The 15079-nt window shown below is 44.8% G+C and carries 19 protein-coding genes; all 19 read left to right on the forward strand.

Annotation, left to right across the window (positions count from 1 at the left end; translation table 11 throughout):
- Positions 1–14 precede the first annotated feature (14 nt).
- The 19 genes from FXV78_RS12660 (at position 15) to FXV78_RS12745 (ending at position 15027) form a co-directional block, all read left to right on the forward strand.
- Positions 15–593, forward strand: a complete 579-nt coding sequence (locus tag FXV78_RS12660) for a hypothetical protein (protein ID WP_004843296.1) — start codon at positions 15–17, stop codon at positions 591–593.
- A gap of 170 nt (positions 594–763) precedes the next feature.
- Positions 764–1009 (forward strand): hypothetical protein, encoded by a 246-nt coding sequence (locus tag FXV78_RS12665; protein WP_233447377.1) that lies wholly within the window; start codon positions 764–766, stop codon positions 1007–1009.
- Between the two features lie 363 nt (positions 1010–1372).
- Positions 1373–2530, forward strand: a complete 1158-nt coding sequence (locus FXV78_RS12670) for a helix-turn-helix transcriptional regulator (RefSeq protein ID WP_039959803.1) — start codon at positions 1373–1375, stop codon at positions 2528–2530.
- A 12-nt stretch (positions 2531–2542) separates the two neighbouring features.
- Positions 2543–2722, forward strand: a complete 180-nt coding sequence (locus FXV78_RS12675; protein WP_004843292.1) for a hypothetical protein — start codon at positions 2543–2545, stop codon at positions 2720–2722.
- 447 nt (positions 2723–3169) lie between these two features.
- On the forward strand, positions 3170–3505 hold the full coding sequence (locus FXV78_RS12685; protein WP_004843290.1) for an HTH domain-containing protein: 336 nt from the start codon (positions 3170–3172) through the stop codon (positions 3503–3505).
- 87 nt (positions 3506–3592) lie between these two features.
- On the forward strand, positions 3593–3994 hold the full coding sequence (locus FXV78_RS12690) for a DUF7768 domain-containing protein (protein WP_004843289.1): 402 nt from the start codon (positions 3593–3595) through the stop codon (positions 3992–3994).
- Between the two features lie 10 nt (positions 3995–4004).
- Positions 4005–4196 (forward strand): hypothetical protein, encoded by a 192-nt coding sequence (locus FXV78_RS12695; protein WP_004843288.1) that lies wholly within the window; start codon positions 4005–4007, stop codon positions 4194–4196.
- A 14-nt stretch (positions 4197–4210) separates the two neighbouring features.
- Positions 4211–4552, forward strand: coding sequence for a hypothetical protein (locus FXV78_RS12700; RefSeq protein ID WP_233447378.1), 342 nt, complete (start codon positions 4211–4213; stop codon positions 4550–4552).
- The gene (locus FXV78_RS12705; protein ID WP_004843286.1) at positions 4552–5679 is read left to right on the forward strand and encodes a DUF2800 domain-containing protein; all 1128 of its coding nucleotides are present in this window, start codon (positions 4552–4554) and stop codon (positions 5677–5679) included. Before FXV78_RS12700 ends, FXV78_RS12705 begins: the two co-directional genes overlap by 1 nt.
- Before the next feature lie 3 nt (positions 5680–5682).
- On the forward strand, positions 5683–6225 hold the full coding sequence (locus FXV78_RS12710) for a DUF2815 family protein (RefSeq protein ID WP_004843285.1): 543 nt from the start codon (positions 5683–5685) through the stop codon (positions 6223–6225).
- 70 nt (positions 6226–6295) lie between these two features.
- Entirely contained in the window at positions 6296–6466 is a 171-nt protein-coding gene (locus tag FXV78_RS17955; protein ID WP_004843284.1) for a hypothetical protein, read from the forward strand.
- On the forward strand, positions 6447–8381 hold the full coding sequence (locus FXV78_RS12715; RefSeq protein ID WP_004843283.1) for a DNA polymerase: 1935 nt from the start codon (positions 6447–6449) through the stop codon (positions 8379–8381). The genes FXV78_RS17955 and FXV78_RS12715 overlap by 20 nt, the downstream gene beginning before the upstream one ends.
- Before the next feature lie 9 nt (positions 8382–8390).
- Positions 8391–8537, forward strand: a complete 147-nt coding sequence (locus FXV78_RS17960) for a hypothetical protein (RefSeq protein ID WP_004843282.1) — start codon at positions 8391–8393, stop codon at positions 8535–8537.
- Positions 8521–10878, forward strand: a complete 2358-nt coding sequence (locus FXV78_RS12720) for a virulence-associated E family protein (RefSeq protein ID WP_004843281.1) — start codon at positions 8521–8523, stop codon at positions 10876–10878. The genes FXV78_RS17960 and FXV78_RS12720 overlap by 17 nt, the downstream gene beginning before the upstream one ends.
- A gap of 217 nt (positions 10879–11095) precedes the next feature.
- The gene (locus FXV78_RS12725) at positions 11096–11377 is read left to right on the forward strand and encodes a VRR-NUC domain-containing protein (RefSeq protein ID WP_004843280.1); all 282 of its coding nucleotides are present in this window, start codon (positions 11096–11098) and stop codon (positions 11375–11377) included.
- Complete coding sequence (locus FXV78_RS12730; RefSeq protein WP_004843279.1) at positions 11358–12731, forward strand: SNF2-related protein; 1374 nt, start codon at positions 11358–11360, stop codon at positions 12729–12731. The genes FXV78_RS12725 and FXV78_RS12730 overlap by 20 nt, the downstream gene beginning before the upstream one ends.
- Positions 12715–13185 carry a hypothetical protein gene (locus FXV78_RS12735; protein ID WP_004843278.1) on the forward strand — a complete coding sequence of 157 codons (471 nt, stop codon included), beginning with the start codon at positions 12715–12717 and terminating at the stop codon, positions 13183–13185. Before FXV78_RS12730 ends, FXV78_RS12735 begins: the two co-directional genes overlap by 17 nt.
- Positions 13186–13194: 9 nt before the next feature.
- Complete coding sequence (locus FXV78_RS12740) at positions 13195–13551, forward strand: type II toxin-antitoxin system PemK/MazF family toxin (protein WP_004843277.1); 357 nt, start codon at positions 13195–13197, stop codon at positions 13549–13551.
- Positions 13552–13632: 81 nt separating this feature from the next.
- Entirely contained in the window at positions 13633–15027 is a 1395-nt protein-coding gene (locus FXV78_RS12745; protein WP_004843276.1) for a hypothetical protein, read from the forward strand.
- The last annotated feature ends 52 nt before the right edge of the window (positions 15028–15079 follow it).

Here is a 15079-nt window from a genome sequence, read left to right on the forward strand (position 1 = left end):
GGAGGGACGGAATTATGGTCGTTTGTCCAAAATGCAGATCAGACAGGACTTTACCAATATTATATGGTTATCCGTCCCATGAAGCGTTTGAAGCAGAAGAGCGGGGAGAACTTATCCTGGGCGGATGTGAGATGATAGACGGAATGCCACACGAGGATTATGGCTGCCTTGACTGCGGATACCGATGGTCAAAGGAACTTCTTCCAGCTACTCAGATTACAAAAATACGATATAAGGTTGTGGAGAATGGTCCGTGTACGATAGATTCCCAACAGTCATGGGTATATGAAATATATCCTGATGGAAGGTGTAAAGAATATACATATCAAGGGCAGAATCGTAAATATCAGTTTAAGACGGAAGAGAAGGTATCTGAAAAGAAGGTATACAGACTTGCATGCAGTCTGCAGAAAATCATAGGAGCTCCCTTATGGGAGAAGAATGTTATTGAAGGACATGTGTGTGACGGTTGTAGTTATTACCTTCAGATAACTTATGCTGATAAGCGGAAAGAAATAATAAATGGTGATGTTGCCGGAGGAACGTTTGATTCTATACTGGAGAAATTCGTCCGCAGCGTATTTCCGGAATAATCCAATGGGCACGTAAATGAACTATTGACAACAGAACAGATGTTCGATATAATAACCTCAGGTTCGCTACCTGAGGTTATTAATGTTAAACAGAGACAAATTTGACACCAAGGTTAGGTCAGCCTGACTTTCCCTTAGCTGGCCTTCAATTATTATATGGAGGCGATAACGTGGTTACCAAACTGGAAGTGGGCGATAAAGCTTTTATTATAGAAAGCAATCGCATTGTCAGAGAAGTGATTGTTCTGAAAAGGAGCAGAGATTTTTTTACTGTCCGTTTTGTAGAAAATACATCAGGCGGTATACAACTTAGGGCAAGCAGGCTTTTTTCTTCGAAGGAAGAAGCACAAAGTTGCTTACCTAAGAAACAAGTACAGAAGAGAACAGGATTTCGTTCTCCGTATGATTATCTATAGAGAAATGGGGGATAGCATATGGGAGAGCAGATTCTGAAAGTATCATGTCCATGCTGCAAAAACGGTAGATTGTTTGATGTGCTGCCTGATACAGAAGGCACTATACAAATCAAGTGCCCGTGCTGCAGAAAAATAATACAGATATCATTACATAATAAAAAGATTCGTACTGAGCGAATAGGTGCATGAAAATCATAGCAACCAATGCCTGACGAAGCAATGAGTTATTTACTTTTGCTTTTGTCAGGCATTTTGCATTTTATTCACATACAAATGCAAAGAAAAAAATAATTTGCATATATTGACAATAGATACAAAAAGTACTATAATTTGCTCATAGATGTGAAAAAGGAGATGATTATCATGAATAATGAAGAATTTGAACTTTTATTACAAAAAGCATCTCTGGGATGCTGCCCAAAAGAAGATTTGTTGGATGCCAAGGAGAGACTTGAATCTGCAGTTGAGGATAAGAATGCGGAATGTGCCGATTTTGAACAGGTTTTACAGATGATGAGTTTTGAGGGAAAAGATAATACTAATCCTGACGAAGTAAAAAAGGCAATGGAGTCACATGGAGTTGCTGCTATATCAAGGGATGAAATAAAAGTATTGCAGGAACAGAGAAACCGTTTAGCGCATTATCTTACAAATATAACAGATGCATTAGATGACTTTAAAAATTTTAACAAGTATACATGCTTTAACAATATCCGTGCTTTATTAAAAGTAAATCCAGATGTAAAAATCGGAATGATAGAAAAGGAAGCAGGTGTCCGCTTGGGATATATGTCAAGACTGGAAAAACCGGATAATTCATCCGAACCAACATTGGAATTTGTGGCAACGGCAGCTAAGATGCTTGGAGTCAGCATTGACTTTTTGATATCAGCTAATATAGATGAGGTAACACCGACAGAAAAATATGTCCTGGAATTTATAAAGAAAATAGCTGATGATTCCAAATGTGGGAATTTGTACTGGCATAGAGAACCAAATCAGAAGCTGAATAATCCGACTGATTTATACTCTGAATTTGGTCCAGCACCACATCCATTGCAGAGTCCTGATGATGACAGCATGGATTGTAACGGAAATTATAGAGTAGCCAGTTTCTTTTCAAGATTCTATCCTGAAAAAGCAATACAGGTAACTGGAAATGTATATTGGTCACGATTGGAAGATGCAGAAAGTGATATGTACATCCTTCCGTGTACAATTAATATGGATGATAATTGCGTAGAAGGACAGGCATGTTATGAAATTTATCTTGTAGCTCCTGATAAATCCGTAGTTCCGTTATGCAATACGATTATGGCGTGTGATCTGATTAAATCTGCTGTGATAGATTTATACATGCAGATAGAGGTATTGGCATCTCACGTAAATATTGATAACAAGGCAAGGAGTGTTATTGATGCATATTTAAATAAGGACAAAAAGGTTCTCTCAAAGACTTTTAAAGTACCAGAACCTTCAAGTGATGATTTTATGACTGATATAGATCTGCCGTTTAAATAGGAGGTGGTGCTGATGCAGAGAATTGAAATCAGAAATCTTAACAGCAACAAACCCACAAAGCCAAGAATGTTTGATGCATTGATTGACGATGAAGGAAAGATATATTTTGAATCAAAAGTACATAAAAATCCGGAAAGGATAGCACTGACGGATGTTATGAAACAAATTGAAGAAGCACAGACAAGCTACTGAGCCCTGATCCATAATTTATGAGATACTATATGCCAGAGTTGTTACTGCAATCGAAAGATTGCGTAGCAACTCTATTTTTTTGTCCTTTTTTAGGTTGGTCCAGAAAAGTTTACTTGCTCTTATACATTGCAGTGAACAAAGAATTAAAGATTTTTAGGAACAAAAGGGAGAACAAGTATATAGATACCAGATTACGATACGCATTTGGGCAGTATGGATGTTCTTCTGACCGATGAGATTCAGGTCAGGATTGGAGATAAAAAATACCTAACCTTATATATTTTCCGTTTGAAAAATTCAAAACACGTTTTTTTTCAAAATAAAAAAGCGAATAAAGAGAAGAAGGTAATAGGAAAAAATTTTCAAGAAAAAAATCGAATAGGAAATTAGTCTTCCTATTTGGATTTTATATTTCTATCAGACAAGGACGAAGGGAGGTGAAAAGCTGTGAGTGCAAATGAGCGAAGAGCTGAGATCATGCGAATCATGGTCGCACGAAGACAAGAAAATATGCAGGTTTTAGCTGCTGAGCTTGGTGTTACGGATAGAACTATCCGAAATGACATTCTTGTGCTTACGGCTGAGTATCCTCTTGAAACTACTAGAGGTAACGGAGGCGGTGTCCGTATCGCTGACTGGTATCATCCACATAAAAATATTTTTTCACAGGATCAGATTTCGGTTTTGGAACAGTTGATGGACAAGGCTGATGATGAACAGAAAAAAGTGCTTGACCAGATGCTCCGTGAATACGGCTCTAACAAGTATAGTCCTGCAGTCTAGGACAGGCGGATGACGATCTGCCATCCAAGTACATTATTGACGAGTACCCACGGCCATGAGAGCCGAATGTGAAAGGATGATTTTATTATGAAAAAGAAGATCTTTATCTGCAGCCCTTATCGGGGCAGAGTCGAGGAAAACAAAAAGAATGCAGTGAGCTACGCAAGGATCACTGCCATGTCAGGTGACGTTCCAATCGTACCACATCTCTATTTCCCATCATTCCTCGATGACAATATTCCAAACGAGAGAATGACAGGCATCGCAATGGGTCTTGAACTCATGGATATATGCGATGAGGTGTATGTGTTCGGTTTCGACATCACGGAAGGCATGAAGTTTGAACTCGACCATGCAAAGGAAACAAGGAAGCCTGTAAGGCTTTATGATACAGATTTCAATCCCGTGAATGTCAGAACCATTCCTGTGGATGAACGTGCGGATGCCAGATATAAGGGCATCATCAGAAATCTGAAGGTGTTGAAGTAGGAGGTCCGCCATGTCAGCAGTCAATGTCCGTTACGGACTGTATCCGGGTGACCGTCTTATGATCACTGCCGGAAAGAAAAAGAAGAGAGCAACCGTAGTAAAGGAGTACCCGTTCCATATTCTGCTGGATTGGGGAAAGTATAAGTCCAGCGTAAACAAAGTTGATGTGTATACAGGTGATGTGAAGCTGGCACGCATTTGAAAGGAGAGAACGCCATGAGTGAGGCATTGTTATTAGTGGCCGAGGGCTACGAGCAGATTGCTGCCGGAATCAGAAAGATGGTTGCAGCACAGAAAGATACACCAAAGAAAGAGGAGAAGCCTGTGAAGAAGGCAGAAAAGAAGGAAACTCCTGTGGCAGATACATCGAAGGATGAAGCTGCCCCGAAGGAGAAAACAGTGGACAGAAAGACGGTTCGTGCATTCCTTGCGGAAAAGTCCAGAGCAGGAAAGACATCGGAAGTCAAGAACCTGATCGAGCAGTTCGGATTCCAGAAGCTGTCAGACGTTCCTGATGAGAAACTGCCGGAACTGTATGAGAAAGCGCAGGTGCTCTAATGGGCGGACACGCAAGGTTCTCCCCATCGTCCGGTAAAAGACGTCTGGAATGCCCTCCATCATTACTGTTGGAGGAGCAGTTCCCGGATGAAGAATCTCCCTTCGCAGCAGAAGGGAGTGCCGGACATGCGATGGCAGAGTACCTCATCAATAAGTATCTGAAGAAAAGGACCAAAAGACCTGTATCTGATTATTATTCGGATGAACTGCTCGAAGCCGTGGATGATTATGTGGAATATAACATCACCCAGATCGAACAGGCAAGGAAAGACTGTGATGAACCATTCATCGGAGTGGAACTGAAGGTCAGCCTTGCACACAGGATCGAAGGATGTTTTGGTACTGCAGATATGGTGGTGGTCGATTCCCATAAGATTCATATTATCGATCTGAAACTCGGCAAGGGTGTGGTGGTCGATGCAGAACAGAATGTCCAGCTTATGATCTACGGACTGGGAGTCCTGGACATGCTCGGTTTCTTATATGAGATTGACACGGTGGAACTTACCATCGTCCAGCCGAGGATCGAGCATTTCTCCACCTGGGAGATATCAGCCGGGGAACTGCTTGCATGGGGAAAGGACGTTCTTGAACCGGGAGTAGCAAAGGCTCTTTCAGGTGAAGGAGAGTTTAAAGCCGGAGATCACTGCCGATTCTGCAAGGCAAGATTTACATGCCGTGCAAGGGCAGAGGAATATTTAAAACTTGCCCAGATGGAATTTGCCGAGCCGGCCCTTATGTCGGATGCGGAAATTGCAGAAGTCCTTTCCAAGGCAGATGCGCTGAAGAAATGGGCAGAGGAGGTTTACACCTATGCTCAGAATGAAGCAGTAGTTAACCATAAAGAATGGCCGGGCTATAAGCTGGTCCTGGGAAGAAGCAACCGTAAATATACGGATGAAGAGGATGTGGCAGAGGCAGCACAAAAAGCCGGATACACGGATATCTTCAAAAAGAGCCTGATCGGCATTACCGAGATGGAAAGGCTGATGGGCAAAAAGAAATTTAATGAGATCCTTGGTTCACTGGTGTACAAGCCTGACGGCAAGGTCACACTGGTGCCGGATTCAGATAAAAGAGAAGCAGTTAAAACAGCAACCGCAGAAGCGGATTTTAAGGAGGACTAAATTATGACAACAGCAAACTTAACCAAAGTAATCGTACCTTGCAGACTCAGCTATGCACACCTGTGGGAGCCGGATTCCATCAATGGAAGCGAACCGAAATACTCTGTCTCCTGCATCATCGACAAGAATGATAAGGAGACCATCGCCAAGATCAAGAAGGCAATCGAGGTAGCAAAGGATGAAGGAAAAGGCAAGTGGGGCGGTAAGATCCCGGCAAATCTGAAGACACCGCTCAGAGACGGAGACATCGATAGACCGGAGGATGAGGCATATGCAGACAGTATGTTCTTAAATGCCAACAGCAAACAGGCTCCTCAGATCGTGGACAGACAGGTACAGCCGATCCTTGACCAGAGCGAGGTATATTCCGGCTGCTACGGAAGGGTATCCATTACATTTTATGCTTACAACAGCAACGGCAACAAGGGCATTGCTGCCGGACTTGGAAATGTACAGAAGTTAAGGGACGGAGAGCCTCTCGGTTCCAGAGCCAATGCGAAGGATGAATTTGAGGCAGTGGATGCGGAGGACGATTTCCTCGCATAGAAACAAAGCAGCAGATCATAGGAAGGGCGGTGGTATACACCGCCCGGATACATAAAGGAGATGTACTTTCATGGAAGAACTGATGAAGGAGCTTAACAGCATAAAAAAATATATTCCGTATAACACATACCGCACCATCAAAGGGCAGATGAAGTCCGGCAATGTGGAAGCAGCAAGAACGGGGATCAGCAGAATAAAGAAAAGAGCGGAGGGACAGAAGCATGGACACACTTGCAATTGATATTGAAACATATTCAGATGTGTCACTGCCGGACTGCGGGGTACACAGGTATGCAGCATCGGAGCAGTTCGAGATCCTTTTGTTTGCATACAGTCTGAATGACGAACCGACACAGATCATTGACCTGGCATCCGGGGAGAAGATACCGGATGAGATCATGGAATACCTTACGGATGATTCCGTAATAAAGACCGCTTATAATGCAGCATTCGAGCGGAACTGTATCAACCGGTTTTTCGGTCTTTCCTTAAAACCGGAAGGTTGGAGATGCACACTTGTACAGGCATCCATGCTGTCACTTCCACTGTCACTGGAAGGCGTGGGGGAAGCGCTGAATCTTGATAAGAAAAAGATGTCCGAGGGAAAAGACCTCATCCGCTATTTCTGTATGCCGTGCAAGCCTACCAAAGCAAACGGGGGCAGGACAAGGAATCTTCCGTCTGATGCACCGGAGAAGTGGGAACTGTTCAAGACATATTGCACCCGTGACGTGGATGTGGAAAAACAGATCAGGAATAAACTTGCGAAGTTCCCGATACCGGACAGGGAGCAGAAACTCTACTGCATGGACCAGAGGATCAATGACAGGGGCATCATGGTGGATCAGGAGCTGATCGGACACGCTGTGGCATGCGACCTTCTGTATAAGGAGACGGTAACGAAGAAGGCATATGAGATATCAGGACTGGAAAATCCGAACAGCGTATCGCAGCTCAAGGACTGGCTGAATGAAAAGGGCATCGAGGTGGATTCCCTTGCCAAGGCTGCCGTGGAAGAACTTGTGGAGAACACACAGGGTGATGTGGCAGAAATGATGAAGCTGAGACTTGCCATGTCAAAGACATCCGTAAAGAAGTACGAAGCAATGGAGCGTTCGGTATGTCCTGACGGCAGGGTGCATGGATTATTACAGTTTTACGGGGCTAACCGCACGGGCAGATGGGCTGGCAGACTCGTGCAGATCCATAACCTTCCGCAGAACCATATGGAAGACCTGGAACTGGCACGCTCCCTTGTAAAGGAAGGCAGATATGACCTGGTGGAGCTTTTGTATGATTCCACACCGGATGTGCTTTCGGAGCTGATCCGTACCGCATTCGTGGCAAGACCCGGATGCAGATTCATCGTCAGCGATTTTTCAGCAATCGAGGCGAGGGTCATGGGCTACCTTGCCGGAGAGGGATGGGTCATGGAGGAGTTCCGTGGTGCCGGAAAGATCTATGAGCAGACGGCATCCAAGATGTTCCATATCCCAATCGGAGAGATCACAAAGGGAAGTCCGTACCGTGCAAGGGGAAAGGTGGCATCACTTGCCTGTCAGTATGGCGGTGCGGAAGGTGCGCTCATCAGCATGGGAGCATTAAATTTTGTGGAAGAAGAGGAACTGAAAGGGCTGGTGCAGTCATGGCGGACTGCCAATCCGCACATCGTGAATTACTGGTATGAGATCGACGGTGCGGTAAAAGCAGCCGTGAAGGAGCGGAAGATGACAAAGGTCGGAATGGTTACGGTATATTACCAGTCCGGGATGTTAAAGATCACACTGCCGTCCGGAAGGGTGCTGTCCTATGTAAGACCAAGGATGACCGTGAACCGCTTTGGCTCGGAAAGTGTCAGCTATGAAGGAATCGGCACGAACCGCAAGTGGACAAGGATCGAATCTTATGGTGCAAAATTCTGTGAGAACATCGTCCAGGCAACCGCCAGGGATGTACTGGCAGAGGCAATGCTCCGTCTGGAGAAGAAGGGATTTGATATCGTGTGCCATATCCATGATGAAGTGGTGCTTGAAGTGCCGGAGGGAACATCCTCGGTGGAAGAAGTCAATGGAATCATGGCGGTATGCCCCGACTGGTGTGAGGGGCTTCCGCTTAAGGCTGCCGGATTTGAAAGTCCGTTTTACAAGAAAGATTAGGAGAAACTTATGGGAGGATGCAACAGGGAAGGGTATCCGGATCCGACCGCAGGTATTGCAATCGGACGGGTCATGAAACAGGAAAAGCGTAAAAAGAAGGAGGTAAAGAAGGATGTTCGTATCGATCGGAAACTCAAGAATGGACAAAAAATTTAACTGCACGGATATGACATATGAGGATTTTGTCAGCCGTCTGTCCAAGACAAAGCATACAGCAGAAACAATGGAGCAGTACAGGAAGATGCCGAAGGGACAGCAGGATAATATCAAGGATGTCGGCGGCTTTGTCCTTGGAAAACTGAAGGGCGGGCGGAGAAAGAAGGACTGCGTGATATCCAGATCGGCCATCACGCTTGACATGGATTACGGGACACAGGGCATCATTGATGAACTGGAAATGTTCTTTGACATGAAGATGGTGGTGTATTCCACACATAAGCATACGCCGGAGAAACCGAGACTGCGTATCATCATATTCCTGACAAGGGATGTGACTCCTGATGAATATGGTGCGGTCAGCCGTATGCTTGCATCGGATATCGGCATCGAGCTTTTTGATGATTCCACCTATGAGCCTTCCAGACTCATGTACTGGCCTAGCACTTCAAGTGACGGGGAGTATGTGTTTCAGGAGATCGATGGGGCAGAGGTAGATCCGGATGAAGTGCTGGCACGCTATAAGGACTGGCATGATGTATCCGCATGGCCGGTAAGCAACCGTCAGGCATTCGTGGTACAGAGGGATATAAAGAAACAGGCAGATCCGCTTTCCAAGGACGGACTGATCGGAGCTTTCAACCGCACATACACGGTGACGCAGGCAATCGACAAATTCATCCCGGATGTATACAGGCATTCAAGGGCAATCCCCGGAAGATACGATTATATTCCGGCGGACTCGGCTGCCGGAGTCGTGGTCTATGATGATCTGTTCGTATACAGCCACCATGCCACAGACCCATGCTGCGGAAAGCTGATGAATGCGTTTGATGTGATAAGGCTTCATAAATTTGGGGACAAGGATGCAAGGGCAGCCGAAGGGACAGAGCCGGGAAAACTCCCTTCTTTCAAAGCCATGCAGGATTTTGCTTCTGCAGATGAAGAAGTGAAGAACACGCTTGCCAGGGAAAGACAGGAGCTGGCGGTACAGGAATTTTCCGCAGAGACGGATGAGGACTGGCAGAACAAGCTGGCACTTGACCGCAGGGGAAATATCAAGGATACACTGCAGAACATCGCACTGATCATCCGCAACGATGAGAACTTCAAGCACATCGTGTACAACGAGTTCAAGGATACCATTGATGTCATCGGTCCGCTTCCGTGGAAACAGGTAAAGCCCGGATGGAATGACTCCGACCTTGCGAATGCAAAGGTGTATTTCGAGAGGGTGTACGGGATCTGGTCACCGACCAAGTTTAAGGATGCACTGCTTGCCGTAGTGTCATCCGACAGGCTCTATCATCCAATCAAAGATTATTTTGCAACGCTTCACTGGGACGGACAGGAGCGTATCGATACACTGCTCATCAACTACTTCGGTGCGAAAGACTCACCATATACAAGGGCAGTCATCCGCAAGACACTGGTGGCTGCGGTAGCACGTATCTATAAGCCTGGAGTGAAGTTCGACTCCATCCTTGTGCTGAACGGTCCTCAGGGGATGGGAAAATCCACCTTCTTTGCCATCCTTGGAAAGCAGTGGTTCTCAGATTCTTTATCCATTTCGGATATGAGGGACAAGACTGCTGCCGAGAAGCTGCTCGGAAACTGGATACTTGAGATCAGTGAGATGAACGGTATCCGCAAGACGGAAGTCGAGGTAGTAAAGTCCTTTGTCACCCGTCAGGATGATAAGTTCCGTCAGGCATACGGAGTCAATGTAGAGTCACATCCAAGAAAATGCATCATCGTGGGAAGCACCAACTCCGAGGGCGGATTTTTACGTGACGTAACAGGAAACAGAAGGTTCTGGCCGGTGCATGTGCCGGGAACAGGAAAACACCATCCGTGGGAGCTTGACTGTGTCGACCAGATCTGGGCAGAGGCAATCCATCTGTATAACGAAGGCGAGGAGCTGTTCTTAAAAGGAGCGGAGGCAGAGGAAGCATACAAGATGCAGCAGGAGGCAATGGAGTCGGATGACCGTGAGGGCATCGTGCAGGACTATCTTGACAGACTGCTGCCGGACAACTGGGCATCAATGGATATTTACCAGAGAAGGGCATTCCTTGGCGGAGGAGAGTTCGAGACGGTCGGTGTCAAAGGAACGGTCATGCGTGAGCGTGTTTGCATCATGGAGATCTGGGTGGAGTGCTTCGGCAAGGAGCGCCAGAACTTAAAGAAGGCAGATTCCTATGAGATCGAAGGCATCTTAAACAAGATCGGGGGATGGAAGAAGTATGATCCCAATACCACGGGCAAGACCAAAGTCCCCCTTTACGGAGTGCAGAAGACTTTTGTGAGGATGGATGAGAAACCAGAGGAAACCCGTTAGGCGGTTTCCGAGGTTTCCCAGATGCAGATGGGCAACGGTAGTCGGAAACCGTGCTGACACCTTGGAAAATAAGGGGTTGCGGTTCTTAGTTTCCCAGTTTCCCATTAAATCCAGTTGAGAATTAAAAATAAAGATAAAAAGAGCAATTCATGTATATATGCGCGTATAGGAGTTAAAGGCATATGGCAACCGCAATCGGCAAAGGAGGTATCTGGTTTTGCTAGAAAGTACAGTAGAGAGACATTTGAGGGAAGAAGCTAGAAAGCGGAAAGGCATGGCGCTGAAGTTCGTATCACCCGGTATGAATGGAGTGCCTGACCGCATCGTCCTGATGCCGGACGGGAAAATGGCATTTGTGGAACTGAAAGCACCGGGGAAGAAGCCGAGACCGCTTCAGCTGAAGAGAAAGAGGATGCTTGAGAGATTGGGCTTTCCCGTTTATGTAGTTGATAATATCGAACAGATTGGAGGTATCCTTGATGAAATACAAAGCACATGATTATCAGCAGTTTGCAACAGATTTTATAATCGGACATCCCGTGAGCTGCTTGATCCTTGACATGGGACTTGGCAAAACGGTCATTACGCTTACAGCACTGTGGCTTCTGCTGTTTGACTATTTTGAAGTAAGACGGATCCTGGTGATCGCACCGAAACGTGTGGCAGAGACCACATGGCCGGCTGAGATAAAAAAGTGGGAGCATCTTTACGGCATGACATTTGCCGTGGCAATGGGGACTGCAGGGCAGAGAAAGGAAGCACTTCTGTCAGGAGCCGATGTGACGATCATCGGAAGGGACAATGTTTCCTGGATGACAAAAAACATATTTTTTGATTTTGACATGGTCGTGATCGATGAGCTGTCGAGCTTCAAGTCCCCGAAGACACAGAGGTTCAAAGACCTGAAAAAAGTAAGACCGATGGCAAAACGTGTGGTCGGGCTTACGGGAACACCGGGAAACCTCATGGACTTATGGGCAGAGATAGGGATCCTTGATATGGGGCAGAGACTTGGAAGATACATCGGAGGATACCGTGACAGGTTCTTCCTTCCGGATAAGCGGAATCGTGAGATCATTTTTTCGTATAAGCCAAGGGAAGGAGCAGAAGAAAAAATATATGAACTGATCTCCGATATCAGCATTTCCATGAAAGCCGTGGATTATCTTGATATGCCGGAATGCATAAGCAACCGTGTGACCGTATCCATGTCGGAATCCGAACAGGCACTTTATGACAGGATGGCAGATGAAATGATCCTAGAATACGGGGAAGGACAGGACATCGATGCGGTAAATGCAGCAGCCTTAAGCAACAAACTCCAGCAGATGGCAAACGGTGCGGTCTATGATGAATCCGGCAATGTCCGTAATATCCATGACAGAAAACTGGATGCACTGGAAGACCTGATCGAATCGGCAAATGGGAAACCGCTTCTGGTTGCATACTGGTTCAAGCATGACAGGGAGCGGATATTGAAACGGTTTCCGGCAAGGGATATCAATACAAAGAAGGATATCGAGGACTGGAATGAAGGGAAAATCCCGGTGGCGCTGATCCATCCGGCATCGGCAGGACACGGACTGAATCTTCAGGAAGGCGGCTCGACCATCGTATGGTTTTCACTTACATGGTCCCTTGAACTGTATCAGCAGTTAAATGCCAGACTTTACAGACAGGGGCAGAAACACACGGTCATCATAGAGCATCTGGTGACAGAAGGCACGGTCGATGAAGATATCCTCCGGGCAATCGAAAAAAAGGATAATACACAGAATGCGATGATAGAAGCAGTAAAGGCAAGGATTGGAGGTATGACGGATGACGGCAGAAGTAATGATGAAGGAATATAAGAATATGAAAAAGGAACTGACCGTGACTGAGTTCCAGCTCCGTCAGTTTCAGGGAGTGAGCGAACAGGACATGATCGATTCCATGCTTTACTCCCACCAGGAAGGGGAAAGGGTGCAGACGAGCACTCTTTCCGATAAAACGGCAAACATAGCAGTCAAGTATAAGACTGCAATGGAAAGGGAGAATGACGAGTGGTACAGTTTCCTTTTCCACAGATATATGTTCCTGAAGGAAGAACTGGATTTTTTCGAGCATGCAGTGAACGGACTGGATGAAAGACATAGAAGCATTATCACGGATCTTCTGGATGAGGACATGACATGGGACATCATGATGGAAAGATACCATGTGAGCCATACGATGATAGCAAAGTACAGAAAAGCAGCATTGAAGGAACTTGATAAACAGTATGAACTGAGGGACAGACAGGTGGAAGCCTTTGTCCTCGGATAGGAGGTTTTTATGTGTAAGCGTGGAGATATTTATTATGTGGATTTTGGAGAAAAAGATGGAAGCAAGCAGGGCGGTGTCCGTCCGGCACTGGTGGTAAGCAACAATAAGGCGAATAAGCATTCCCCAGTGGTCACGGTCGTTCCGTTGTCTGCCAGGGTGTGGAAAAAGAAGTATCTTCCGACCCATGTGCAGATTCCCAAAGGCAGCGGTCTGAACAAGCCGAGCATGGCACTGGCAGAACAGGTGGAGACCCTTGATAAAACAAGACTTGGAGAAAGAATCGGGAAAGTGCTGGATGACATGGTCATGGAACAGATCACGGTGGCACTCCAGATACAGATAGGTGCATATGCAGAGTACAATTAAGGCAGTCAGACGGCTGTCTTTTTTGTTTGGGTTATGGTAAAATCTTAATATGTTTGGGACTTGGGAAGGAAGTGATGTTCTATGTCATATGAAGAAGATTACAGAAAACCATATAGTGCAAAATGTGCTTGTGGAAAAGGCTATTTGCAATTTTACAGAATATATTTGTCAAATGACTGGGGACAGGAAAAAGAGAATGATACGGCAGTTGAGATTTTCTGTGACAGTTGTAAGGAGAAATATCATTACGAAAGAAATTATGGCAATGATTATCTAGTTCCGAATGGGTTAGCGTTCCCAAAGCAAAGACCCGAATTGGATAGAAAATATTCGTATGATGATAAAGAAAAACTTGTAAAAAAATATGGCAGAGAAAAAATAGCTGCTATGGTGGCGGATATGACTGAACCAAAACATAGATTTATAAAGAATCTGGAAAACGAAGATGCCATTAGTTTTGCAAATTCGTGGGCACAGTGGTACAGAAAGAAGTCACTGGCACCGATGGTGTCATATCTACAAAAAATACTAGATGAATATGATGATATAGAAAAGAGTATTGCAGCTAAACAACCATATAATAAAAAATATGAACAGGAATGCAATATCTTTTCAAAACAGATAATGGAAACAGTAGAAAAGAGTTGTCAGCTATCATTCCGATATGATAAGGAGCGAGACGAAGCTGAACGAGAGCAAAGGAGAAAAGAGCAGGAACAATACGAAGAAAAGCACAGATATGATGATTTTGAGGCTGTAGTTCATTATGATTCTTCGTATAAAAGAGATTTTTCAAATCAGTATTGGGACAGCTATTTTATAAAAGAGTGTATAGATCCACAGCATTTATCGTTGGACAAATCGGGGTATGGAAAACCTATAATAACAATTGCAAAAAAATATGCATGTGTCTGTCAAATCTGTGGAAAAGAAGAGGACATACTTTCATCTAATATGAAAGTCCTTTATGATGAGGACAGAGGCTATTATTTGGCTAAATGCTGCAGTTGTCATGAGATATCATCTTTTGAAGCAAAAACAATGGATCTGTTGGATCAGTTAGGAATTACCTATATCAGGGAGAAATCTTTTGACGGCTTAGTAGGTGATTCGGGCAGAGGGCTTCGTTTTGATTTTGTGTTGTCTAAATCTTCTGATAAAGATGGAAAACCAATCTTTGACCTGGCTATAGAATTACAGGGACCGCATCACTATAAAAAAGGTTATTATGATGAATTTGGAACTTATGTGGCAGAAGATAACAGCTATGCATCGGATAGATTTGATCGGCAGATAAAGTATGATGATAGAAAAAGACAATATTGTGAGCAGAACGGTATCAGTTTAGAGTGTATCAAATATACAACATCAAATGATCAGGAACGTTTAGAAAAAGCAATTAAAAAAATTCTTAAGGATCATGGTTATAAATACTTTGTGGAAAGCGAGAAACATGATGATTGGATGGTGTACTAGAGGTGCACCAAAGGTGTACTAAGGGTGTACTGACTTTTTAATTTACATCTGC

The sequence above is a fragment of the Mediterraneibacter gnavus ATCC 29149 genome (assembly GCF_008121495.1).
Classification (GTDB): domain Bacteria; phylum Bacillota; class Clostridia; order Lachnospirales; family Lachnospiraceae; genus Mediterraneibacter; species Mediterraneibacter gnavus.